Source organism: Alcaligenes sp. HNGD-HTN06, from assembly GCF_049932565.1.
Taxonomy (GTDB): Bacteria; Pseudomonadota; Gammaproteobacteria; order Burkholderiales; family Burkholderiaceae_B; genus Alcaligenes; species Alcaligenes ammonioxydans.
In genome coordinates this window covers 2,964,015-2,986,848 of record NZ_CP187782.1, presented here as the reverse complement: position 1 = coordinate 2,986,848, position 22,834 = coordinate 2,964,015, and the positions used below count along the sequence as shown (strand labels likewise).

Genomic DNA, 22,834 nt, shown 5'->3' with positions numbered 1-22,834 from the left:
TTCTTACGTGCGGGGCGTGCGCCGGTAGGCCAGGGCGACAATACCGCTGAGCACGATGGCTCCGCCCAGCAGTTGGGTGGAGTTCAGGGTCTGCTTAAGGATCAGCCAGCCGAGAATCAGGGAGGCGACCGGCTCCATATTCATGAAGGGCGCATTGCGGGTCATGTCCAGGCGGGGTGCCAGCACAAACAGCGTTACAAAACCCGTGGTGTACAGGACACAGACCAACGACAGGGCTATCCAGCCTACCGCATCGTGGGGCAGGGAAGAGCCGCCGGGCAGCAGGCCCAGGGGGCTGAGTGCAATCAGGCAAACCAGCGTCTGGCTAATCGTACAAAAGCTGCGCACCAGACCGGGCAGCGGTGCCAGTTTGTTCTCGGTAATCCACAGGCCAATGGCAAAGGCCAGTGCGGTTAGCAAACTGCACACCACGCCCAGAATCCACTGGGCATCAACGGTGGAGCCTTTGATCAGACTGGGCGTGTCCAGCGCCAGCAGCAGGCCTGCCAGAATGGCCACCATGATGATGGCTGTCTTGCGAGTGGGACGGTGTCCGCCCAGTACCCAGGTAAGCAAAGCCAGCAATATCGGGTACATATTGGCCACCAGCAATGCCAGGGCGACGGGGATGCGGGCAATGGAGGAATAGATCAACATGCATTGCACAGTGATCAGTGCGCCCAGCAGCAGTTGCCAGCCCAGGTAGGGGCGTGGCACGTACAGGGCCTGCTTGCGCCAGATCAGCAGCACGCTCAGCGCCAGGGTGGCGGCAGCCGAGCGCAAAATAACAGAAATGATCAGTCCGGTGCCATGGTCCAGTGCCACTTTGGCCGCAATATGGTTGGCGGCAAAGGAGCTGCCCAGCATTAACAGCAACATAATGGCAAGGTGGCGGGGCAGTAAGGCAGAAGATTGGGCGGTGGGCATGCTACTTGTTTCAGGCTTAAAGAATAGGCGGGTGCTTTATTGTTGTCCGCCCTGTCACGGGCTGCAAGTGGTGATTGTGACACGGGCTGGCGGTTGGGGCGCCAGGGCGGTGCTACTATGTGGAACGATGCCCATGTTCACAGAGATGCCTTCATGAAAATCGACCCCGTCAAAAAGCCAACGTTACCCCGCTTGCGGGGGCAGGCTGCGTCCAGCGTCTGGCGTACCCTGATTGCGGGGGGAGCCTTGCTGGCTGCTTTGACAGGCTGTGCCTTGCCCTCTCTGGAAGGACGCAGCCACAGCGAAGCGCTGCCTCTGGAGCAGGCTCGTGACACTGCGATCGGCCGGGCGGTGGACCCTCAGGCACAGCAGCATCCCGGTTTATCGGGTATTTATCCGTTGTTCGACCCGCACGATGCGTATGCCGCCCGTGCCCTGCTGGCGTTTGCGGCTCAAAAAACGCTGGATGTGCAGTATTACATCTGGCGCGGCGATACGACCGGCACCTTGATGCTGGGCATGTTGATGCAGGCGGCCGAGCGGGGTGTGCGGGTGCGCCTGTTGATTGATGACAATGGCATTACGGGCCTGGACGACACGCTGGCGGCCATAAATGCCCACCCCAATATCGAGGTGCGCCTGTTCAATCCCTTTGTGTTGCGCTGGCCCAAGCCCCTGGGCTTCCTGACTGACTTCTCGCGTCTGAACCGGCGCATGCACAACAAATCGTTCACCGTGGACAATCAGGTCACCATTATTGGCGGCCGCAACGTGGGTGATGAGTATTTTGGCGCCACGCAGGACATTCTGTTTGCAGATTTGGATGTGATGGCGATTGGGGCGGTGGTGCAGGAGGTCTCCAAGGACTTTGATCTTTACTGGGCCAGCCAGTCTGCGTATCCCATCGATCGGCTCGTAAAGACTGAAAGCTCTCAAACCCTTGCGGCGTTTCAGGAGCAGTTGCAGGATGCCGAAGTACAGCCCCGCGCCAAAAAGTACCAGCAAATATTACGTGAATCGAATCTGGTCAGCGCTTTGGTGCAAGGCCAGCTGGATTTTCAGTGGGCGCGTACCACCATGATTAGCGATGATCCGGCCAAGGCCCTCGGGCCGGTCAGTCCGGAAAAACTGCTGGTTTGGCAAATGGATGAGCTGTTGGGCAAACCCGCTCATCAGGTGGATCTGGTGTCCTCGTATTTTGTCCCTACCGCTGCGGGGGTGCGGGCGTTTGAAGGGCTGATGCAGCGGCCAGGGATGCAGATTCGTGTTCTGACCAACTCGCTGGCCGCCACGGACGTCACGGCTGTGCACGCCGGTTACGCGAAGCGGCGTAGAGCCTTGCTGGAAGCGGGTGTGCAGTTGTTCGAGTTGCGTCCCACGATGGACAAGCCGACCCGTCATGGCTCGGGCCCCTTTGGCAGCTCTGGCTCAGCCTTGCATGCCAAAACCTTTGCCGTTGATGGCAAACGTCTGTTTGTGGGCTCCTTTAATTTCGACCCGCGCTCGGTCAATTTGAATACTGAGCTGGGTTTCATCATTGAAAGCCCTGAAATGGCGCAGGCCCTGTCCAGAAGTTTTGAACAAGTGCTGCCTTACCGCAGTTATCGGGTGGAACTGGACGACAAGGATGAGTTGGTGTGGATTCAGCTCAATGAAGACGGCACCCAGCGCCGGTTCACGTCCGAACCCGATGCCAGCATCTGGCGGCGCGCGGGCGTGGGTGTGTTGTCCGTCCTGCCGATTGAGTGGCTGCTGTAAGCCGTTTTCCTGCCAGTTCGAGCTCCGCTATCCTGTTTAAACGGCGCAAGGCTGCTGCTGGCAAGCGCACCGGCAAGGTGGGGCTAGACCTTGAGCTTTTGAACGGCTTGCCGACGGTCCCGAATCCAGTCGGCGTAGCGATACAGGCCGTGTTTTTCCATCTGCTGTTCAGCCAGATTCCATTCCTGCAAGGCCTGTGCGTTTTCCCCCAACGCCATCCAGGCGTCGCCACGCACACAATGCAACTCGGCCCCCATGCTGCCCGTGTCATAGCGCAGCCCCTGAGCGGCAGCCTTGTCCAGCCAGGGCATGGCTTCATTGCTGCGTCCCAGGCGAATCATGGCGCGGGCAATCCGGCTCATCAGTCCATCAGTGCTGATGGGCAGGCCGTATTGGGCAATTTGCACACAATCGAGCAGGAACTGCATGCTGCTTTCCCGTCCGTACAACATGACCTGGCAGTAGTACAGGAACGAGCGGCTCAGCGCCGACCAGGGCTCGGGATTGTGTGACTTCTGAAGCTCGTGCAAGGACAGTTCGGCCACTTGCAGACAGTCTTCCAGTTGCTCCATCAGGTAGTAGGCCTGCATCACGAACAAATGGGTGATGGCGCGTAGCGAAAAAATGGTGTCTGAACGCAGGCTTTGCAAGGCCAGGCGAGCGTGCTGTTGAGAGGCATCCTGATCGCCCTTCAGGGCCAGGGCCACACTCAAGGTTCCGAAGGTAATCGATTGGGGAAAATGCTCGGCAATCGCGCGTCGGCTGTTTTGCTCTTTCAAATCATCAAAGACGGCCAGGCTCAGATTCAGCGTCTGAATGGCATTGTTGATGTTTCCTTTCCACAGTTCGTGTTGACCGATCGCGTACAAGGCCCAGCTGCGGTTCTGGTCATGGTTGGTTTCATTGGCCAGCGCCAGCAGTTGGCGTGCTTTGTGCAAAGCCTGCTCAAAGTTGCCTTGTGCATGCAATGCCGACCAGGCCGTCCACAGGCTGATCATGACCTGGTCGGAATCCTGCTCGTCCTGAAGCTCATGACCCAATTCATAGGCCATGGCGGTCGAGGCCGAGGCCGGGCCGTACAGGGACGATTCAATCGCGCCTTGCAACATGCGACATTCAAATTGCAGGGTTTGACGCACCTGCAGGTCTTCAATCAGCTCACTGCGGTTGAGTGAACGCTGCAAATACTGACTGGCCTGACGCAGATCGCTTTGTGCCAGGGCCTCGCGGGCCGCACGCTGCCACCAGAAGGCCGCTTCAGGGCTTTCCGCCTCGCACAGGTGCAGGGCAATATGGGCGGGCGCCTGGCGACGGCGTATGCCGTGTTGGGCAATGGCATAGTGAGCCTGACGCAACTCCTCCTGCATGGCCACACGCTCCAGCGCCTGGGCGATCAGCGGCAGGCAGGATACGTGTTTGCCGTCTAAATCAATCAGGTCCAGCGTGGCCAGTGTGTCCAGGCCGCTGCTCAGGGCCGTATTGTCCAGACGCAGCATCAGGCCAAGCTCGTTGATGCAAATAGCCTGCTCATGCAGGGCAATGCTGGTCAGGATGTGTCGCGTCGCGGGCAACAGGCTGTGGTATTGCGTGCAGATCAGGTCAGTCAGGCGCAGCGCGTGGCTGCATTCGCAATTGAGCTCATGGCAGCGCAGCAGTTCATTGGCATGGCCCGGGTTGCCGGCACTGAGCTTGACCAGCCGGCTGCGTTTGTCGCGTGCCAGACGCTGCCCGCGCTGCCCGCTCAGAAGGCTGTTGATGCTGGAGCGGTCCAGTGCCCGTAGATTCAGGTGTTCGGCGCGTTCCATGCCGTGGCCCGGTTTGCGGCTGGTGGTCAGCAGCAAGGTTGGATGACGGGGCGTGGTATGCGAGAGCAGTCGGATCAGACGCTGGGTGGGCGGGTCGGCCCATTGCACGTTTTCGATAATCAGCAGGCGACGGCGCGGGGCGCTGCCTGGGCCGCTGAGCAGATTGAAAAGAAGGTCGGTATGCGCCGTAGAGGGCTCGTTCAAGTCCTGTTCGTTTGGCCCGCTGTTTAGCCACTCATGCAGGGATTGCGCTTGCTTGGGACTCAGTTCAAGCGCTTCTTGCAGGGTTTGAATGGAAAAGGGGTCGCGCTGTTTACCGGTTTGTGCGGTGATGTAATTGGCAATTTGCTCGTGCAGCCAAAGACGGATGGGGTGCCAGGCTACACGGCGCTTATCTTCGCGGCAATGGAGGACGATGCAGTGATGGGCGGTTTTTTGTACATAATCTGCCAGAGACTGGACCAGCAGGCTTTTACCAATATGGGCTCGGCCATGGATGGCAATGTGATGCAGGGACCGGTTGGGGCCTATATACGACCAGGCCTGCACCAGATGATCGAACTCTTGAGAGCGGCCGTAGACACGGCTGGTCAGCCGTACAGCGTCAATGTCTGAGGGGCTCAGGTTGAGCCAGAGCGCTTCATTGTGGCGGCCCACCGGGCCTTGTACATCTTTGGGGTCCAGTCGCAATGCGGCTTGAAAGGTGACGCGCGGCGCCCCGGGGGCCGCCTCCCAGCTCAAGGGCAAGACCACCTGGGCCAATTGTCCCCAGGGATCTGGACAGGGGCTTTGATCGTCCATGGCAAGGTCTGCATGAATGGCGATGCTCAGCTTGATATGTTCATCCATGCGAACGGTGGCCGCAACCCGTGCCAATGTCGCCGCCTGGGTGACGGGCGACTCCAGCAGGTCCGGGTAGCCAAAATAGGCCAGCACTTGACTGGGGCCCGCCTCACTGGCCCAGCCGCCATGATCCTCGATCAACTGGAGCAGGGTCTGGCGGCTTTGCTCGAGCAGTTGACCGCCTTTTTCACGGGCATGACGATGGCCGGGTTCAAAGCGCAGGCAAAAGCCGACCGCGGCCAAGGGACGCAGGCGCAATTGGACGGTGGTGGACAAGGCTTTGGCATGGGAGGCCGAGCGCACGGGCAGATCGACCAGACTGCGTGTCTGGGCGCTGGGTTCGCACCCCAGACGATCGGCCAGCAAGACCGAGCACTGTTCATACGCTTGCAACGCGGCTTCGTGTTGGCCTTCCTGCTTGAGCAGGCGGATCAGCGCTTGATGCAGTTTTTCTTCTTCGGGCCAGATCAGCAGCCAGCGTTTGAGATAACTGATCGCTTGCGCGGGGGGCAGCGTGTCCAGCCCGGACTCGATATACCGGTCGCGGCAGTGCGACAGGGTTTGGCGAATGGTTTGTTGCGTCTCTTGCAGCCAGTCTTGCAATTGCTCGCCATGATGCAGTTTGACCTGTCCCAGCAAAGGACCCTGATACAGGTTCAGGCGTTCCAGATCGCTTAAGGCTGGCTGGCTGGGGTGTTGCAGCAGACTCAGTACGTCTACCTGGGCGTAACAGGGGTCCAGTGCCAAGGTGTCATTGGTAATGAGCAAGACCTGATCGCACCCTTCAAAGGCCCGGCGCAAGGCATGCAGTGCATGACGCAAACGGGCACGCCCGACGCTGATGGGATCTTCGTGCCAGATTGTTTCCGCAAGACGGCTGCGGCTGATGGGTTTGCCCTGCGCCAATGCGAGCATGGACAGCAGAATCCGCGCTTTATCGTAATTGATAATATTGGCGCGACATTGTCCTTGAACCCGTAATCGGTAGGTGCCGAGTAGGTAAATTTGGGCCAAGTGCGAGGCAGAGGAGGGCAGAACATCCATGGGCTCGGGCTCGTATCAAGAGTTAAGCAATGATTGGGATAATGTATCCGATCCGTTTAATTTTCGTTTACGAAATTTTGCAAAAATAAACGCCTTGGCTGTCCTGCATTAAACCTTTTTTGCCCTATCGGCGACCCCGCACATCGCAGGCTATGATGTGGGCTGATTATTTTCTTGGGCTGGCATGCCTATTTGTATGGTGGACCCTACACGCTCTTCACTGCGCAAGCAGTCCAAATTGCCTCTTTCTCTGAAAGTGAAATATACCTTGCGGGCGCGCCTGGAACGGGGGGAGTGGCCTGTGGGAACCCGCATTCCCACGCTGGAAGAGCTGATGGAGGAATATGGCGTTTCTCGTGCCACGGTCCGTGCCGCGCTGGACGAGCTGGAGCAAGAAGGCCTGATCGAACGCACGCGAGGCAAGGGCACCTTTGTGATTGGCGACGCTGCGCAGGATCATTGGCTGATGTTGCCAACCAACTGGCAGGCCCTGATTGAGCATCTGACGCGTCTGGATTCGGTGATGGTGGAGCTGGGCCAGGGCCGGGGGCCCTTGCCTATCGAGATTACTGGCCAGTCCCTGCCTGATGATTATTGGTGGACCAGCCGCGTTAACTATACCGACGGGGTGGCCTATAGTCTCAATACGGTCTATGTGCTCGATTCCTTGGCTCAGACCTTGCAGCCTGATTTGAGCCAGGAGCCGGTGCTTTTGGTGCTCAACCGTCTGGCGCGTGAGCAGATCCATACGGTTCGTCAGACCTTGACGGTCCGGGTAGCCGATGCGGATCTGGCTCGTCATTTGCATATGGACATAGGCATGCCCGTAGTGCGGGTCATTCGTTTGATTGTGAATCGTGACAATCAACTGGTCTATGCCGCGCAGGTCTTTTACCCGGCCAAGTATCTCAGCATTCAGACTGAGTTGACCCCCGGACTTTACGCTCCTTAATCCAGGCGTGGCGCGCGTCTGTCCGCCTTCTAGGTAAAAACACCAAGTTATTCGTCGTGAGGGCGGAGTGTACACTTTTCCTATAAAGTCCTAAAAATAGAACTTTATGACTTTATGGAAGAGGCACGGTTCAGGTGCCGGATATTTTTATCAGTTTGAAGGAGTTTGACGTGAAGATAACCATGCTTGGCACCGGCGCTGCGCTGCCAGATCCCGACCGTGCCCAGTCGTCCATTTTGGTGACCCTGGAAAACGGCAAGAACTATTTGTTCGATTGCGGCGAAGGCTCCACGCGCCAGATGGTCAAGGCCAATATCAATCCGGCGGATGTGCCTTGGGTATTTTTAAGCCATTTGCACTATGACCATGTTTGCGGACTGCCCTTTTTTGTGCTGTCCAGCTGGGTTTTTAACCGCGAAGGCAAGCTCAAGGTCTTCGGCCCGAAAGGCACCCAGGATTTTGTGGATCATTCTTTCGAGAACGGCGCGTTTCGCGTGGATATCCAGGCCCGTGCGGCTTACCCGGCTCGTCAGAAGAACATCGAGGCTGTGCGCCCCGAGGTGTTCGAGGTGGAGCCAGGTCTGATGTATGAAGATGAGGACGTCAAGATCTACATTGACGTGGTTGACCATATCCCCAGCGAAATTACGGACTGTTTTGGCATTCGTATGGAAGCCGAAGGCAAGGTGGTGGCATTCAGTGGCGATACCGCGCCGTGCGAGTCCATGATCCGTTTGGCGCAGGATGCCGATTTGCTGATTCACGAATGCACCTTCCCCGAGTCCTTCCTGAAACATCGCGCCGAGTCCGGGGTGGGCACCTTTGCCCATACCAGTCCGTTGCAATTGGGGGAAATTGCACGCCGTGCCAATGTGAAGAGTTTAGTGGCCACGCATTTCGGGCATTACGACTCTACCAGTCCAGTGATTAAACGTGCGGCCGCGAATCACCTGCCGGTTGATCTGATGGGCCCGGAGCGTCTGGACGAGGTGGCTCGGGATATTCGCAAGAGCTATAAAGGCGATTTGCGACTGGCAACAGACTTGATGCGTATAGACCTGTAAAAGGCACGCGGGGGAGACAAAATGCAGGTAATCAAACAGACAGTTTTGGGCCTGATGGCCACGCTTTGCATGGGGGCGGCGGCGCCGGCCTGGGCGGATTATCCCGATCACCCCGTGCGGGTGGTGATTCCTTACCCTCCGGGCGCGGCGGGGGATATTATTTTTCGTATTTTGCAGCCCGAACTCTCCCGCGAGTTGGGGCAGACGGTGATTACGGATTACAAAACCGGGGCGGGCGGCAATATCGGCACGCAAATGGTGGCCCGCTCCAAGCCGGACGGCTACACCTTGTTGTTTTCGGCGACCAATAACTTTGTGATCAATCAGTTCTTGTACAAGAACATGGGTTACGACCCTTTCAAGGATCTGTATGTGATCAATAAGGTGGCCGATGCGGCGGCGCTGGTTTATGTGAATGGGCAATTGCCGGTCAACAACATGGCCGAGTTCCGGGAGTATGTTCAGCAGCGCAAAGGCCAGGTGAATTATGGAACACCAGGGGCGGGAACCACCCCCGAGTTGTCGGCCTGGAAGCTGTCCGAGGTGATGGAGGGCGACATGCTGGGCATTCATTACCGGGGTTCGGCACCGGGTATTCAGGCTTTGCTGAGCAATGAGGTGCAGATGTTTGTCAGCAGCTATGGACTGGGCGCCGCCTTTTTGCCAGAAGGGCGTCTGAAGGCCTTGGCGGTGGCCTTGCCAGAGCGTCTCCCGGTCTTACCCGATGTGCCGACTTTGGACGAGCTGGGCTACAAAGATGTGGTGATCAGCAACTGGTGGGCCCTGGCTGTTCCGGCAGGGACGGATACGGACATTGTGGGCAAGATTGAAACTGCCTTGGAGAACGTGCTGGCAAATCCCGAGATTCGTCAAAAGCTATTGGATCAGGGCTATCTGCTGTCCAAGGTTTCTGCCGAGGAGTTTCGCAAGGGATTGCCTGCGGAGGCGGATTACTGGCATGACATCGTCACTAAGGCTGGGATTAGTTTGGACTGATGGAGTGCTGCTTGATCCGGGGCTTGGCGTGTCTTGGCGGGGCGCTTGCCCACGCCGCGCGTGGTTGCCCTGGTCAGCGTGCTGGGTCGGGCGCCACGTCGCACCCGGCCTCCAAGGGCTCATGCCCAGGCCATTCAAACGTGGTGTGGTGCTGTGTAGACGGAAGCGATGATGAGCGGCATCGTGACCATCCCTTGTGTTTTCACCTCAAGACAAGGCAACGAAGCAAGCAGGCCCCCAGTCATGTCTTTGCACTAGTCTGCCCATAAAAAAGGGCCCCTGAAATCAGGGGCCCTAAGGTCAATGATTACTGATCAGAGCGAATATTGTTGTCGCGCACGATCTGCTCCCAGCGAGCGCTGCGTTGCTGCACCCACTGGGCCGCAGACACCTTGGACGAGTCGTACGCCTGAATATCCAGCATCCGCAAGGTTTCTGCGGTAGAAGGACGCTTGACGATATCGCTCAGCAGCGCGTTCCAGGCCTTGACCTTCTCTGGGGGCGAACCCTTGGTGGTGAAAACCAGGTACGAGAAGCTCTCGTCAAAGTTTTCCAAACCTGGCAATTTGGCTTCGGCCAAGGTCGGGACCTCGGGCAGCAAAGGATTGCGCTTGCCGCCAGAGGTTGCCAGGGGCGTCAACAGGCCTTCCTTGATGGGGCCTAAAACACCGGCAATCGTCAGAAAACCGCTGTCCAGGCGCTCGCCATACATATCGTTGACCACCGCGCTATTGCTGCGATAGGGAATGTGATCGAGCTTGATGCCGCTGTCCTGTGTCAGGGCAGACATCATCAAATGACCGGGCGACCCCATGCCTGCGGAGCCATAATTCATCGGTTTCTCGCGGGCGCGCTCCAGGAACTCTGCCGGAGACTTGATGCCGGTTTTGCTGGGTACCACCAGAACCTGGTCAAAAGTGCCCAGCAAGGAAACCAGTTCCAGAGACTCGTCAATCTTGAACTTGCTGTTGACGTAAATGTGCGGGTTGGCCGTGGCCACCGTATCGAGCGTCAACAGCAAGGTATTGCCATCCGGTTTGGCTCGCCCTACCGCTTCGGCCGCGATGGTGCCGGCCGCACCGGCACGGTTCTCCACCACAATTGTCTGGCCCGTCGTTTCGCTGGCCTCGCGGGCCAACATGCGACCCAGGACATCCAGCGGACCGCCTGCTACGGAGCTGACCACAATGGTGGCCACCTCGGCACTTTGGACGGGTGTAGCCAAAGGTAGGATCAGCGCACAAATGCTTACGTTGCGCAGCAAGGAAAGGGTGGGCATAGATGTCTCCAGATAAGGATGGTTAAGAGTAGTCAGCTCACGCTATCGCCAAAGGCAAGGGACTGGTTTCACTGTGAGCCATCATGGTATCGATCAATTGACACAAAAGCCTGGTTTTCAAGGCTTGCGCATCGGGTTCATTCCACAAATTATGTTGTTCCAGCGGATCGGCGTGCAGGTCATACAGCTCGCCGATCTGTCCACCCTCATACAAGCTGATGCGATGCTGTGGCGTCACAAGTGAACGCAGTTTGGTGCGGATCGGGGTATTAAACAGTTTGCGCTGGTTTTCCTCTTCGATCAGCACGCCGCTGCGCCAGGTCTGGGCGTCATTGTGCATGAGTTTCAGCAAGGAGCGGCCCTGAATGCCGTTGTAAGGTAACTGGTTTGCACGCTCCAGCACGGTAGGCGCGATATCAATGGTAGAGCAGACCGCTGCACTGGTGCCTTGCGTTTGCGCAGCTCGGGGATCAAACCAGATAAAGGGACTGCGAATAATGCTTTGGTAGTGCAAGGGGCCCTTGAGCAATAACTGATGATCGCCCATGAAGTCACCATGATCGCTCATGAACATGACGATGGTGTTGTCCGCCTGTCCCGTATGCTCCAGATGGTCCAGAATGCGACCGATCTCGGCATCAATATGAGTGATGGAGCCATAATTCAGGGCGATGGCCTCCCGGGCCTCGCGCTCGGTGCAGGCAAACAGCGTAGGGGTATGTTTGACTGCCTTGCCTTCATCGCGCAATTGATGAAGCAGTTGCAGGTGGGCCGGCAAGGGGTGCGAGCCCAGGTGGAAGGAGTCGGGCAGGCTGACGTCTTCCGGCTTGTACATATCCCAGTACTGGCCATGGGGGGTGAAGGGATGATGTGGGTCGGGAAAGGAGCACTGAATGAAGAAAGGTTGCTGTTCCTGTGCATAGTGATCCAGCATGGCGCGGGTGCGCTCCCCAATCCAGGCCGTGGTGCTGTACTCTTCTGGCACGCGGGTGCGCCAGGCCTGTCCAATGCGGCTTAACGCATAGTCCGGGGTCGGGATGGCGTTTTCAGGGCCAGATAGGGCGGCGATGTCAGGGTGTTCGTTTTGCAGCCAGCGTCCATAGTCGCCCCAGACCTGATCGCCGTGATCGATAGCCAGATCTACGTGCTCGTAGCCGTAAAACGGCAGTTGCACACCGTGATCGGCGCGATCACGCCACCATTGCCCGCATTCCTGTCCGTAATCGTTGGTCGCTAAAGGTGCGCGTGCCTCGCCCCGGGTAGGGGGATCTTCCGGGCGTGGGTACAAGGGCGGAGTATCCGTTATATTTTGCAGATGTGCCTTGCCCACCAACGCGGTGCCCCAGCCGGCCTGGCGCAATACATCGACGAAGGTATTGGATTCCAGCGGCAGGGGAACGCCGTTGTGACGGGCCCCATGCAAGGAAGGCATGCGGCCCGTCATCAGCGAAGCACGATTGGGCATGCAAATGGGGGTGGCGACGTAAAATCGCTCAGCACGCCAGCCGCGGGCTGCCAATGCATCCAAATTGGGTGTTTTTATTTCTTTATTGCCATAACAAGCCAAATGGTCCGCGCGGAGTTGATCGGCGATGATCAGTAAAAAATTGGGTACGGATTGAGACATGCATTGCCTATTTTGTAGCTTTGGGTATACCCATTATGGAAGCTGTGGCCATAATGTTAAATTGAATAACTGGCAGGTATCTATACCCCTTTCATATAGGTAAGTCATGAGCTGGAGTGAACGCATTCGCTTGAAGCATTTGCAGGTTTTAATTCGTTTGTGTGAACAAAAAAGCATGAGCGATGTCGCCCGGCAATCCAATATGACTCAGCCTGCCTTGTCCAAATGGCTCAAGGATTTTGAGGACAATATAGGCATGCCCTTATTTGAGCGCCATGCGCGGGGTATTGAACCGTTGCCCGCTGCCTTGGCATTGGTTTCCCAGGCGCAGGGTGTGCTCAATCGCCTCGATCGCATGAATGCCACGCTGGAACAATACCGGCAGGGTTTTCGTCAGCAGTTCACGCTGGGTATTTCACCGATGGTGGCCGCAGTTTATTTGCCACAGTTATTGGTGTATTTGCACCAGCGTGATCCCCAGTGCCATATTCGCATTCAGGAGGGCACCCTGGATGTCTTGAGCCGCAATCTGGAACAGGGTGAGCTGGATCTGGTGATTGGCCGGGTGGATGAGGCCGGGCGCAATCCGGCAATGGCCTATTTGCCGCTAGGCATGGTGCCGTTGGGCGTGGCCGCCTGGCGCGAGCATCCGCTGGCCCAGCAAAAGGAGATTACCTGGGAGCAAACGCTGGACTATCCCTGGATACTGCCTCCTCGGAATAGCCCTATGCGACGCAGTTTCGAGTTGAGTCTGGATGCCAAGGGTCTGACTTATCCCACTTGTGCCATTGAATCGGCTTATGCACATACCAATGCGCGTGTGGCGGTAGGCAGTGATTTTCTAGTCCCCATGACGCGCAGCATGGTGCCGGTCTACCCGGAACTGTGCATCCTGGAACTGGATTGGAGTGATCAGCGTTTGCACGGTCAGTTGGGCCTGTTGTGGCGCCCGCAGGATTCGGGCGAACCGATGTTGGAAGAAGTGATTAGCTGGATGAGTCAACAGGCGCAAGCAGCGTGAATGTAAAAGGGGTCGGCGCTGGCCGACCCTGAAAGAACTGACAGCTTGTTTTTTATATCCGTGTAACCAAAAATTGCCGTTATGTTACTTTGTTTCTTCTTGGCGAATTGATTGATGGGAACAGTTCTGAAAGGCTGGAAAAACTTGCAAGCAATCAGTATTAGCTCGGTGCGCGACACACTGAGCGGGAAGTATCATTCTCGTGATTTCATTCATGCCCGTATGGAGTATTTGCGCAGCCGGGTAGTTCTGGTCGGTTTGCTGTTCGCGTTGCTCACCCCGCTGTGGACCTTGATGGACTGGCTGGTTTTGCCCAGTTGGCCTGCTCACCTGATGGCAGTCCGTATCCTGAGCCTGGCGGGCCTGATCGCGTGTGTCTGGCTGGCCTTCCACGGCCATCAACGCATTACCCGTATTTATGTATTGAGTGGCCTGGTGTTTATTTTGCCAGCTTCCTTTTATGCATATATGTTGTTGACCCTGTCAGGGGCCGCGCATTATGTCGTGCTGGGGTATGGCTTTATCCCTTTTTTGCTGGTGGCCACGTTAAGTATTTTTCCGTTTACGCTGCTTGAATCCGCTTTGGTGGGGGGCGCCCTGATTGCCCTGCAGATTCTGGCCAGCGTCAGCTCGGGGACCTGGCTCAGCGCGAAAGGCTTGCAGGACCTCTGGCTCTTGAGCGCCTTGCTGGTGGTGGCCCTGACCGCCAATTACTTTCACCTTGGCTTGTTATTGCGGCTGTATCGACAAGCCACGCACGATACCTTGACCGGCTTGCTGAACCGGGGGGCGGTTAGCCGCCAACTGGGGCAGGGCCCGGTACAGGAGCGTTTGCATGTATTGATGGTGGACCTGGATCATTTCAAACAGATCAACGATACGCACGGCCATTCGGTAGGGGATGATGTCCTGACGCGCACTGCGGCTTTGTTCAAGGCGCATTTGGGAGCCCATGATCTGGCGGCCCGGTATGGTGGCGAAGAGTTTGTCTTGATTCTGGCTGGCCGCAGCGACGCGCAAGCCTTGAGCTTTGCCCATGTTCTTTTGCAGCAGGTCCAGGCACAAACCTTTTATAACCACGACCGTGAGCCTTTTCAGATTACGGCCAGCCTAGGCTTGGCGCCGTGTCAGCCTGGGCAGGCCATTGAAGAGGCCTTAATGCGGGCTGACCAGCTTTTGTATCAGGCCAAGCGGGCGGGACGCAATCAAGTGGTGACCCAGGAATCGATCCCTACCGTCGGCTCATAGGACAAGGGGACCTGATGTGGTTCAGGTCCCGTTTTTCATGGCCGTGTTAGTAGTGCAAGGTCTGGGTGGTTTCACTGGCGCTGTCTATGTCTGATGCGCTGATGGCATCGCGCTTGCACTTGAACGAGGCAAACATGTCCAGCTGATCCGAGTAATGCGGATCGGCTTGCCCTTTGGGGTTGATAAAGCCGCTTTGTCCTGGCGGCATGATCGAGCACATACGTACCCCGCTTGGGTCCATTACGTACTGGAAGCGAGCGCTGCCGGTGTTCAGATACGGCGTCACACGATGCTCATAGGCTGGGTCAGACCACGGCACCCCGATCGCGTTGCGAGCTGCAAACAGCATGGAAACTGCCGGGGCACGCCATTGTGCGGGCTGTGCGCCTTGCAACTTTTGCAAATGGACGACGGCCTTCTCCAACGCTTCCAGGACCAGCTCCGGGGCAGGGCGGCCCTGGAGAAAATCAATTGTTTGCGGGACACCGGCAGCCGGGCCCTGGATCGCATTCCAGATCAGTTTGGCCGCAGCGGCTGGCTGCGCGCTGCGCGGGTCATCCATGGCGGGATACAGGTTTTGCGTGTAGGTCTTGTAGATGCTGTCAGGCAAACGACCTTGCAGAAAGACGGGCACCGCGGCATGCATCCAGGCTTGCATGATGGCCGGGGCACTGCCTTCGTAGTGCTTGCCATCGTTGCTCACGTGCAGCTTGTAATCCCAGCCTTTCAATTGTTCGGCAGCTTGACGAGCCAAGGCACTGGCGTGGGGTAGTTGGGCCGCCTCCTGAATGAAGGGCACAAAGTAACGCGCATTCAGGTCAGAGCGAGCGCCCAGGGAATCGATACCCCAGATTTCTTCGTCGCTCAGGCGTTGTTTGGCTTGCAAAGGAGCCAGCAATTCCTGCACGCGGTCCACATAGGAAAAGTTGGAGTTGTCTGCCAGCAAGGCGCTATAGGCCTTGTTGTTCCAGCTGGCAATATAAGCTTGCTGCGGATTCAGGATTTTGGGGTTGTGGTCAAAGCTCAGAAAGCCCTGCCATTCCATGCTGCCATCGCCGGCGGCAGGGAACTGAATGGCCTGCCTGGCCGGGCGCTGGGGTAAAAGACCCAGTGCGGCGGCACCGATATTGTTTTTGGTATCCGCATAGAACCAGGTAATGGAGGCGCTGACGCGGGCAGCCTGGGCCATGAACTCTTCCCAGTTCCTGGCTTTGGCCGCATGAGCCCAGCCCAGCAGGGTTTCAATTTCCCGACCCTCCCAACTGCGGCGGTTGGCGTAGGCGGTGTTGTTTTTCTGGTCCCAACTGCTGACATAGCCTTGAGCCGCACGGTATACATCCAGCATCACATCGTCTTGCCCGCGCACTTTGATACGCACCTGCTTGTGCTCCATGGGACGCCAGGCGTTGTTGTACCAGTAACGGTGCGGGTCGCCTTCTTTCAAGCGCAATTGGTAGACGTCGTTGGTGTCGAGCGAACCGACGGTAGAGCCCCAGGCAATTTGGCCATTGGTACCGAACAGGATAGCGGGCAGGGCAACGGCAGTGCTGCCTGTCAGATCGTAACCGGCTCCGTGCAGGCCAACGCTATAGGTAATGGACGGGGTGTACCAGCCTTGTTGAGGACCGTTGTACAGCACGGCATGACCATGAGTCGTCTTTGCGGGGCCCAGCAGCCAGGCATTGCTGGCCGTAGGCGTGCCAGCGGCCACGGTGGGCCCCAGGGCCAGGGCTTGCTTATGCAGATAGTCTTGCGCCGCTTGCGAGGACAGGGCTTGCAAATGCCTGGGCAGATCGGCCAGCGCGGTCTTGGCCTCGGGCTGGGGAATGATGGTGGGGGCGGTGGGGTCGTTCAGCCAGCGCAATTGCTTGTACAGTTGTTCGCCACGCTCCGCACCCTGATCAGCCTTCAGGGTTTCCAGCAGATTCAGATTGGCCACTTCTGCCGTCCCGGCAAAGAAGCGGTTCAGAATCAGGCCCACCCAAACCATGGCAATGTCTTCGGGCTGCCATTCGGTCGGCTCAAAGCCCTTATCCAGAAACTCCTTGGGCATCAAGGTATCTGGCTGGGCTTTCACCTCGCGCACGCGCTGGGTAAACCCGGCGGCATAGCCTTCAAACATGGCGCGATCCTCGTTGGACAGGGCGGCCAGTTGCTGGCGGATGGAGTCCGGGTCGATATTGGTGTGGGTGACTTTGTCCAGCTCCAGAAAGTCCGGTCCCAGCACTTCGGCTACCGTTCCCCAGCCCGAGCGCTTGGCAATTTCCATCTGGTACAGACGGTCAGTGGCCACTGCATAGGCATAGCCATAAAACAGGCCGTAGGTGCTGTCCGCATAAATATGCGGTGTGCCGTAGTGATCGCGTTTGATGATGACACTGCGATCCGCAGGAGGCGTGGTGGCGCAGGCGGCCAGTAGCAGGCTGGTGGTCAGCAGACCCAGGCCTAGCCGGGATGGGAAGCGACGGGGGGAAGTCAACATCAGGTCTCCTCATGAGCTGCCTTGCAGGCGCACGTTTTTTTATATTCTGAGAATATAACGTCAAAATTCTTTAGGTATTGATATTTCCAGTTGAAGCTTTATAGAGGATTTCCCCAGTATCCGAAGACGGACAGGAACAGAAGTTGCTGGGTCACGGGTGTCTATTTTCCTGAGGGAGCCAAGTCATGGAACGCATTATCGCCGCGCAGTTCGATACTTTTGAGCAAGCCCAGCAAGTGGCCGGAATGCTGCGAACCCAGGGTGTGGAAGAGCGAGATAGGCAGATTTTCTATCTCAAGCCTGGAGGCCAGCATGCCCAATACCCGATTGGAGGCGACAGGACCCTGGACAAGGCGGCGCGTGGCGGCGGGCTGGGAGCCATGGTGGGCGGATTGTGAAACTGGGAGGCCGCAAACCTGGCCGAGAACCCTTGAACCGAGTCTCCGGAGTCATGCTGGCGGTGCGCCTGGGGCAGGCCGTTGAGGCCGCGCTGGTGCGTCAGATGCAGCAGGGCGGTGGTTATGCCATCGAATGGGCGGATGGCACCTGGAGCGAGGGCCAATGGCAGGACTTCAATCCTACCCGTACCCCCCAACTCTATGATTTGCCTTCCGCGGGGCAAAACGTGCATGAGACACGCAGTGGATGAGATCGGGCCCAAACCGTGGCTGACGTGTCGGGTCGCCCCCCTCATCCCGGGTTTTTTAGCCGATTAATGCCCCATTGCCGGATATGATGGAGCAGTTTATGAAATCCATGATTCGGCGCGTGCAGGAACGAAGCGGGGTGCTAGTGTTGTAATCCTTGGGCTTATTGAGTGTAGTCACTGTATATCGGCAATTTCTCGAGCCTGGGGCAAACAGCTTTTTCTGCTCATTTTCTTCTCGGTTTCCTTGCTTTATCGGCTTTCTGCGTGGCTTGTTGTGTTTTATGTTTAAAGTGTTCAAGGGTATATCCCTAGGTCTTGGCCGATTTACTCGCAAAAATACCATGTGTACACTTTAAATCACTAAAACAAGACAAGTTGCTGAGTCGTGTTTCGCCTCACAAGCCCACGGAGAAGACAATGAACAAGACATTTGCAGGGGTAGCACTGGCAGGAACGATGATGTTGCAAACTTTGGGGAGCGCCGCTGTTGCCCAAGACGTGATCAAGATTGGGGAGCTGAACAGCTACAAGTCCCAGCCTGCATTTTTGGGGCCGTATCGAAACGGGATGGAGCTGGCGGTTGAGCAGATCAATCAGGCCGGGGGGATTCACGGCAAGCAGTTGCAGTTGATCATCAAGGATGACAATTCCAATCCCGGCGATGCAGTACGCGCTGCCGAGGAATTGATCTCGCGTGAGAAGGTGGATGTGCTGACCGGGACTTTCCTGTCCAATATCGGTCTGGCCATTACGGACTTTGCCAAGCACAAGAAAGTCTTTTTCCTGGCCAGTGAACCCCTGACGGACAAGATCGTCTGGGCCGATGGCAACCGCTACACATTCCGTCTGCGCAATTCCACCTACATGCAGGTGGCCATGCTCGTGCCCGAGGCGGTCAAGCTGAACAAGAAGCGTTGGGCGATTGTGTATCCCAACTACGAATATGGTCAGTCGGCTGTTGCCACCTTCAAGACCTTGATGAAAGAAGCCCAGCCCGATATCGAGTTTGTGGCCGAGCAGGCCACGCCGCTGGGCAAGGTGGATGCGGGTGCTGTGGTGCAGGCCTTGTCCGAGGCCAAGCCTGATGCCGTCTTTAATGTGCTTTTTGCCTCCGATCTGGCTCGTTTGGTACGGGCGGGCAATCAGCGTCAGTTCTTCAGCCCGGCCCTGCCCGTGGTCAGCATGTTGACCGGCGAGCCGGAATACCTTGACCCATTGGGCGAGGAAACCCCCGAGGGCTGGATCGTGACAGGCTACCCCTGGTATGCCATCGACACCCCTGAACACAATGCGTTCCTGAAAGCCTATCAGGACAAATACAACGAGCACCCGCGCCTGGGCACCATTATTGGCTACAGCACCATTGTGTCGATTGCTGCCGGGATTGAAAAAGCCGGCTCTACGGACACAGAGGCCATGATCAAGGCCTTCCGTGGTCTGGATGTGATGACGCCTTTTGGCCCCATTACCTACCGCACGCAGGATCATCAGTCCACGCAAGGGGCGTATGTGGGTGTGCTGGCCAAGCAAGATGGCAAGGGCATCATGACCCATATCCGTTATGCCGATGGCAAAGATGTACAGCCTACGGATGAGCAGGTCAGCCAGTGGCGTCCTGCCGCGGCCAATCAATAATTCCAAGAACGCAGTATTTCGTAGATCGGCGCGCCGTCTGGCGCGCCACTTCTGACGCGAGGCAGTAATGGCCTTATCGGGTTTATGGGTGCAGTTCCTTAACGGACTGGCCGAGGCATCGTCTTTGTTTCTGGTGGCGGCGGGTTTATCCCTGATCTTTGGGGTGACACGCATTGTCAACTTTGCACATGGCTCCTTATATATGCTGGGTATCTACCTGGCGTATTCCACGGTGCAATTTCTGGGCGGTTCAGCCCTGGGTTTCTGGGCCGGCCTGATTGTGGCGGCGCTGCTGGTGGGCGCCCTGGGGGCATTACTGGAAATCGTGCTGTTGCGGCGTATTTATAAAGCGCCCGAGTTGTTCCAGTTACTGGCTACCTTTGCGTTGGTGCTGGTCATCAATGATGCGACTCTTGCCGTATGGGGACCGGAGGATCTGCTCGGGCCACTGGCCCCGGGCCTGACCGGTTCCATTTCCATTGCAGGACGCTTCTTTCCGGTTTATGACCTGGTGCTGATTGTGATCGGCCCGGTGGTGCTGGGCTTGCTGTGGTTGTTGCTGACCCGTACCCGCTGGGGCGTGCTGGTGCGTGCTGCCACGCATGACAGGCAAATGCTGGGCGCGCTGGGTGTCAATCAGGCCTGGCTGTTTACCGGCGTCTTTGCCCTGGGGGCTTTTCTGGCTGGTTTGGGGGGAGCCGTGCAGTTGCCGCGTCAGCCCGCCAATCTGTTGCTGGACTTGAGCGTGATCGGTGACGCCTTTGTGATTGTGGTGGTCGGAGGCATGGGCTCCATCCCCGGTGCTTACGTGGCGGCGTTGATCGTTGCTGAATTGAAGGCGCTGTGTATCGCTCTGGGTACAGTCACCATGTTTGGCGTGGATTTTGCCTTTCCCAAATTGACGCTGGTGGTGGAGTTTATTTTCATGGCCGTGGTGCTGGTGTTCCGGCCCTGGGGCTTGTTTGGTCGCGCCCAGGCGGTCAGCCGTAATTCGGCTCCGATTGAAGCTCCTCTGCGGGCCGGGAGCACGGCCTTCCAGATCATGGTGCTGCTGGTTCTGGTCGTGATGGCTGCCTTGCCCTTACTGAGCGACTGGTTCCCCTACGCGCCTGTGCTGGCCCTGGATATTCTGGTCTTGTCCCTGTTCTCCTTGAGCCTGCATTTCATGATGGGGCCAGGTGGGATGAACTCGTTTGGTCATGCCGCCTACTTTGGGCTGGGTGCCTATGCGGCGGCCCTGCTTTTCAAGGCCGCGGCCTTGTCCATGGGCTGGTCCCTGATCCTGGCTCCGGCCGTTGCGGGTCTGGGGGCGCTGGTTTTTGGCTGGTTCTGCGTGCGGCTGTCCGGGGTCTATCTGGCTATGCTGACCTTGGCCTTTGCGCAGATTGTGTGGTCAATCGTGTATCAGTGGGACAGTTTTACGGGCGGCTCCAACGGCGTGGTGGGCATCTGGCCGGCAGAGTGGTTGTCGGGTGATCGCTACTATTACTTCGCTTTGTTGTTGGTGGCGGTTGCCGCCTTCCTGCTGCGGCGTATTTTGTTCTCGCCCTTTGGCTATGCCATGCGTGCCAGCCGTGATTCGGCCTTGCGGGCCGAGGCGATCGGCATACCTGTCAAGCGGGTGCAGTGGTTGACCTTTATTCTTGCGGGCACATTTGCAGGGCTGGCCGGCGCCTTGTTCGTCTTCTCCAAAGGCAGCGTATCGCCCGAGGTGATTGCGGTGAACAAGTCGGTGGACGGCCTGGTCATGGTGTTGCTGGGCGGTTTGCAAACGCTGGTTGGCCCGGTGGTAGGCGCAGCGGTGTTTACCTTGTTGCAGGATTTCTTTCTGGGCGTCACGCAGTATTGGCGGGCCTTGTTCGGTGGCGTGATTTTGCTGCTGGTTCTGGCTTTCCCGCAGGGCATTGCTGGCTTTTTCAAGCGCTGGGCGCATCGTCCCGTGGCATCGGAGGCATCGTCATGAGTTTGTTGCAAGTACGGGGGCTGAAAAAAGCGTTTGGCGGCAATCTGGCCGTGGACGGTATCGAGTTCGATGTGCAGGCCGGCGAGTTTCTGGCCTTGATCGGGCCCAATGGCGCAGGCAAGACGACGACGTTCAATATGGTAGGGGGGCAGTTGACGCCCACGGCCGGGTCAGTGCGACTGGGCGACCAGCAACTGGTGGGGCTGGCGCCCCGCAAGATCGCGGCCATGGGCGTGGGTCGCACGTTTCAGATTGCGGCCACCTTTGCGTCCCTGACCGTGGTGGAGAACGTGCAGATGGCTTTGCTGGCGCATCAGAAAAAGCTCTTCTCTTTCTGGCGTCGGGCGGCTCAGTTCGAGCGTGCGCGAGCGTTGGACTTGTTAAATCAGGTGGGCATGCTGAGCCAGGCCGAGCGGCCCTGCAGCGAGCTGGCTTACGGGGATGTGAAGCGGGTGGAGTTGGCGATTGCGCTGGCCAATGATCCGCGTCTTTTGCTGATGGACGAACCCACAGCCGGCATGGCGCCCAAAGAGCGCAATGAGCTGATGCGTCTGACCAAGAAACTGGTGATCGAACGCAATATGGGCGTGCTGTTTACCGAACACAGCATGGACGTGGTGTTCGAGCACTCGGACCGCATGCTTGTGCTGGCTCGGGGGCGACTGGTGGCACAAGGGGATGCAGACTATATCCGTCAGCATCCCAAGGTGCAGGAAGTGTATTTTGGTACAGGTAAAACATTCGAGAGCAAGGAGTCAGCATGACGCAGGCTGTGTGGGCCGGTTCTGAACGGGCTGGCGAAAATGGGGCGAACGGGCAAGCCCTGCTGCGTATTGAGGGCCTGAATGCCTGGTATGGCGCGGCGCATATTCTGTTTGACCTTGCCTTGACCGTGCAGCGGGGCGAAGTTGTTGCGCTGATGGGCCGTAACGGCGCGGGCAAGTCCACGACCTTGAAGTCCATCATGGGTTTGATGGAGCGCGCCAAAGGCCATATCGAGTTTATGGGTCAAGTCATCCACGATAAGCAGCCTTTCGAAATTGCACGTGCCGGCTTGGGTTTTGTGCCCGAAGATCGACGTATTTTTACTGACCTGAGCGTCACGGAGAACCTGGAGGTGGGCCGTCAGCCGGCTCGGCGCTGGCCGGATGGCTCGGCAGCTCCTCACTGGCAGCCCGAACGTTTGTACAGCCTGTTTCCCAATCTGGGCCAGATGCAAGACAGGCCTGGCGGACAAATGAGCGGGGGTGAGCAGCAAATGCTGACCGTGGCTCGGACCTTGATGGGTAATCCGTATCTGGTCTTGCTGGACGAACCTTCTGAAGGGGTGGCGCCTGTGATTGTGGAGCAGATGGTGAACATGATTCTGGAACTCAAGCAGGCCGGTGTCAGTATCTTGTTGTCCGAACAGAACCTGCACTTTGCCGAACTGGTTTCGGATCGGGCTTATGTGCTGGAAAAAGGGCAAATACGGTACAGTGGCACGATGCAGGAATTAAGCGCCAACGAGCAGGTGCGGCGCACTTACCTGTCTGTTTAAG

General features: G+C 57.5%; 17 protein-coding genes. 12 read left to right on the top strand and 5 right to left on the bottom strand.

Going from position 1 to position 22,834, the window contains the following annotated elements; translation table 11 throughout:
- Positions 1-3: 3 nt before the first annotated feature.
- On the bottom strand, positions 4-927 hold the full coding sequence (locus ACOZ42_RS13690) for an EamA family transporter (RefSeq protein WP_426345269.1): 924 nt from the start codon (positions 925-927) through the stop codon (positions 4-6).
- A gap of 153 nt (positions 928-1,080) precedes the next feature.
- Between ACOZ42_RS13690 and ACOZ42_RS13685 the strand changes: the two genes are divergently transcribed.
- A complete protein-coding gene (locus ACOZ42_RS13685) occupies positions 1,081-2,685 on the top strand; it encodes a phospholipase D family protein (protein ID WP_426345268.1) in 1,605 nt (534 codons plus the stop codon).
- Positions 2,686-2,768: 83 nt separating this feature from the next.
- Here the strand turns inward: ACOZ42_RS13685 and ACOZ42_RS13680 are convergent, their stop codons facing one another.
- Positions 2,769-6,377, bottom strand: coding sequence for a BTAD domain-containing putative transcriptional regulator (locus ACOZ42_RS13680; protein ID WP_426345267.1), 3,609 nt, complete (start codon positions 6,375-6,377; stop codon positions 2,769-2,771).
- A gap of 196 nt (positions 6,378-6,573) precedes the next feature.
- Between ACOZ42_RS13680 and ACOZ42_RS13675 the strand changes: the two genes are divergently transcribed.
- The 3 genes from ACOZ42_RS13675 (at position 6,574) to ACOZ42_RS13665 (ending at position 9,389) form a co-directional block, all read left to right on the top strand.
- Positions 6,574-7,329, top strand: a complete 756-nt coding sequence (locus ACOZ42_RS13675; RefSeq protein WP_426345266.1) for a GntR family transcriptional regulator — start codon at positions 6,574-6,576, stop codon at positions 7,327-7,329.
- Positions 7,330-7,499: 170 nt separating this feature from the next.
- Positions 7,500-8,393, top strand: coding sequence for an MBL fold metallo-hydrolase (locus tag ACOZ42_RS13670; RefSeq protein ID WP_039943477.1), 894 nt, complete (start codon positions 7,500-7,502; stop codon positions 8,391-8,393).
- Positions 8,394-8,414: 21 nt separating this feature from the next.
- On the top strand, positions 8,415-9,389 hold the full coding sequence (locus ACOZ42_RS13665) for a Bug family tripartite tricarboxylate transporter substrate binding protein (protein ID WP_003802242.1): 975 nt from the start codon (positions 8,415-8,417) through the stop codon (positions 9,387-9,389).
- A gap of 307 nt (positions 9,390-9,696) precedes the next feature.
- Here the strand turns inward: ACOZ42_RS13665 and ACOZ42_RS13660 are convergent, their stop codons facing one another.
- Positions 9,697-10,668, bottom strand: coding sequence for a Bug family tripartite tricarboxylate transporter substrate binding protein (locus ACOZ42_RS13660; RefSeq protein ID WP_003802244.1), 972 nt, complete (start codon positions 10,666-10,668; stop codon positions 9,697-9,699).
- A gap of 37 nt (positions 10,669-10,705) precedes the next feature.
- Complete coding sequence (locus ACOZ42_RS13655) at positions 10,706-12,295, bottom strand: sulfatase family protein (RefSeq protein ID WP_426345265.1); 1,590 nt, start codon at positions 12,293-12,295, stop codon at positions 10,706-10,708.
- Between the two features lie 106 nt (positions 12,296-12,401).
- On the opposite strand from ACOZ42_RS13655, the gene ACOZ42_RS13650 reads away from it, so the two are divergent.
- Both ACOZ42_RS13650 and ACOZ42_RS13645 read left to right on the top strand, forming a co-directional pair.
- Positions 12,402-13,316, top strand: a complete 915-nt coding sequence (locus ACOZ42_RS13650) for a LysR family transcriptional regulator (RefSeq protein ID WP_003802247.1) — start codon at positions 12,402-12,404, stop codon at positions 13,314-13,316.
- Positions 13,317-13,430: 114 nt separating this feature from the next.
- Positions 13,431-14,564 carry a GGDEF domain-containing protein gene (locus ACOZ42_RS13645; protein ID WP_003802249.1) on the top strand — a complete coding sequence of 378 codons (1,134 nt, stop codon included), beginning with the start codon at positions 13,431-13,433 and terminating at the stop codon, positions 14,562-14,564.
- Between the two features lie 46 nt (positions 14,565-14,610).
- On the opposite strand, the gene ACOZ42_RS13640 is transcribed toward ACOZ42_RS13645, so the two are convergent.
- Positions 14,611-17,046 carry a penicillin acylase family protein gene (locus tag ACOZ42_RS13640; RefSeq protein WP_426345264.1) on the bottom strand — a complete coding sequence of 812 codons (2,436 nt, stop codon included), beginning with the start codon at positions 17,044-17,046 and terminating at the stop codon, positions 14,611-14,613.
- Between the two features lie 185 nt (positions 17,047-17,231).
- Between ACOZ42_RS13640 and ACOZ42_RS13635 the strand changes: the two genes are divergently transcribed.
- The 6 genes from ACOZ42_RS13635 to ACOZ42_RS13610 all read left to right on the top strand — a co-directional run bounded on the left by ACOZ42_RS13635 (position 17,232) and on the right by ACOZ42_RS13610 (position 22,833).
- Positions 17,232-17,444: a hypothetical protein gene (locus tag ACOZ42_RS13635; protein WP_426345263.1), complete on the top strand. Its 213-nt coding sequence runs from the start codon at positions 17,232-17,234 to the stop codon at positions 17,442-17,444.
- A gap of 32 nt (positions 17,445-17,476) precedes the next feature.
- Positions 17,477-17,695, top strand: a complete 219-nt coding sequence (locus ACOZ42_RS13630; RefSeq protein WP_153008934.1) for a hypothetical protein — start codon at positions 17,477-17,479, stop codon at positions 17,693-17,695.
- A gap of 459 nt (positions 17,696-18,154) precedes the next feature.
- Complete coding sequence (locus tag ACOZ42_RS13625; protein WP_100214854.1) at positions 18,155-19,330, top strand: ABC transporter substrate-binding protein; 1,176 nt, start codon at positions 18,155-18,157, stop codon at positions 19,328-19,330.
- A 67-nt stretch (positions 19,331-19,397) separates the two neighbouring features.
- The gene (locus ACOZ42_RS13620) at positions 19,398-21,293 is read left to right on the top strand and encodes an ABC transporter permease (RefSeq protein ID WP_059318872.1); all 1,896 of its coding nucleotides are present in this window, start codon (positions 19,398-19,400) and stop codon (positions 21,291-21,293) included.
- On the top strand, positions 21,290-22,057 hold the full coding sequence (locus ACOZ42_RS13615; RefSeq protein WP_240209527.1) for an ABC transporter ATP-binding protein: 768 nt from the start codon (positions 21,290-21,292) through the stop codon (positions 22,055-22,057). Before ACOZ42_RS13620 ends, ACOZ42_RS13615 begins: the two co-directional genes overlap by 4 nt.
- On the top strand, positions 22,054-22,833 hold the full coding sequence (locus ACOZ42_RS13610) for an ABC transporter ATP-binding protein (protein WP_003802260.1): 780 nt from the start codon (positions 22,054-22,056) through the stop codon (positions 22,831-22,833). Before ACOZ42_RS13615 ends, ACOZ42_RS13610 begins: the two co-directional genes overlap by 4 nt.
- Position 22,834: the final 1 nt, after the last annotated feature.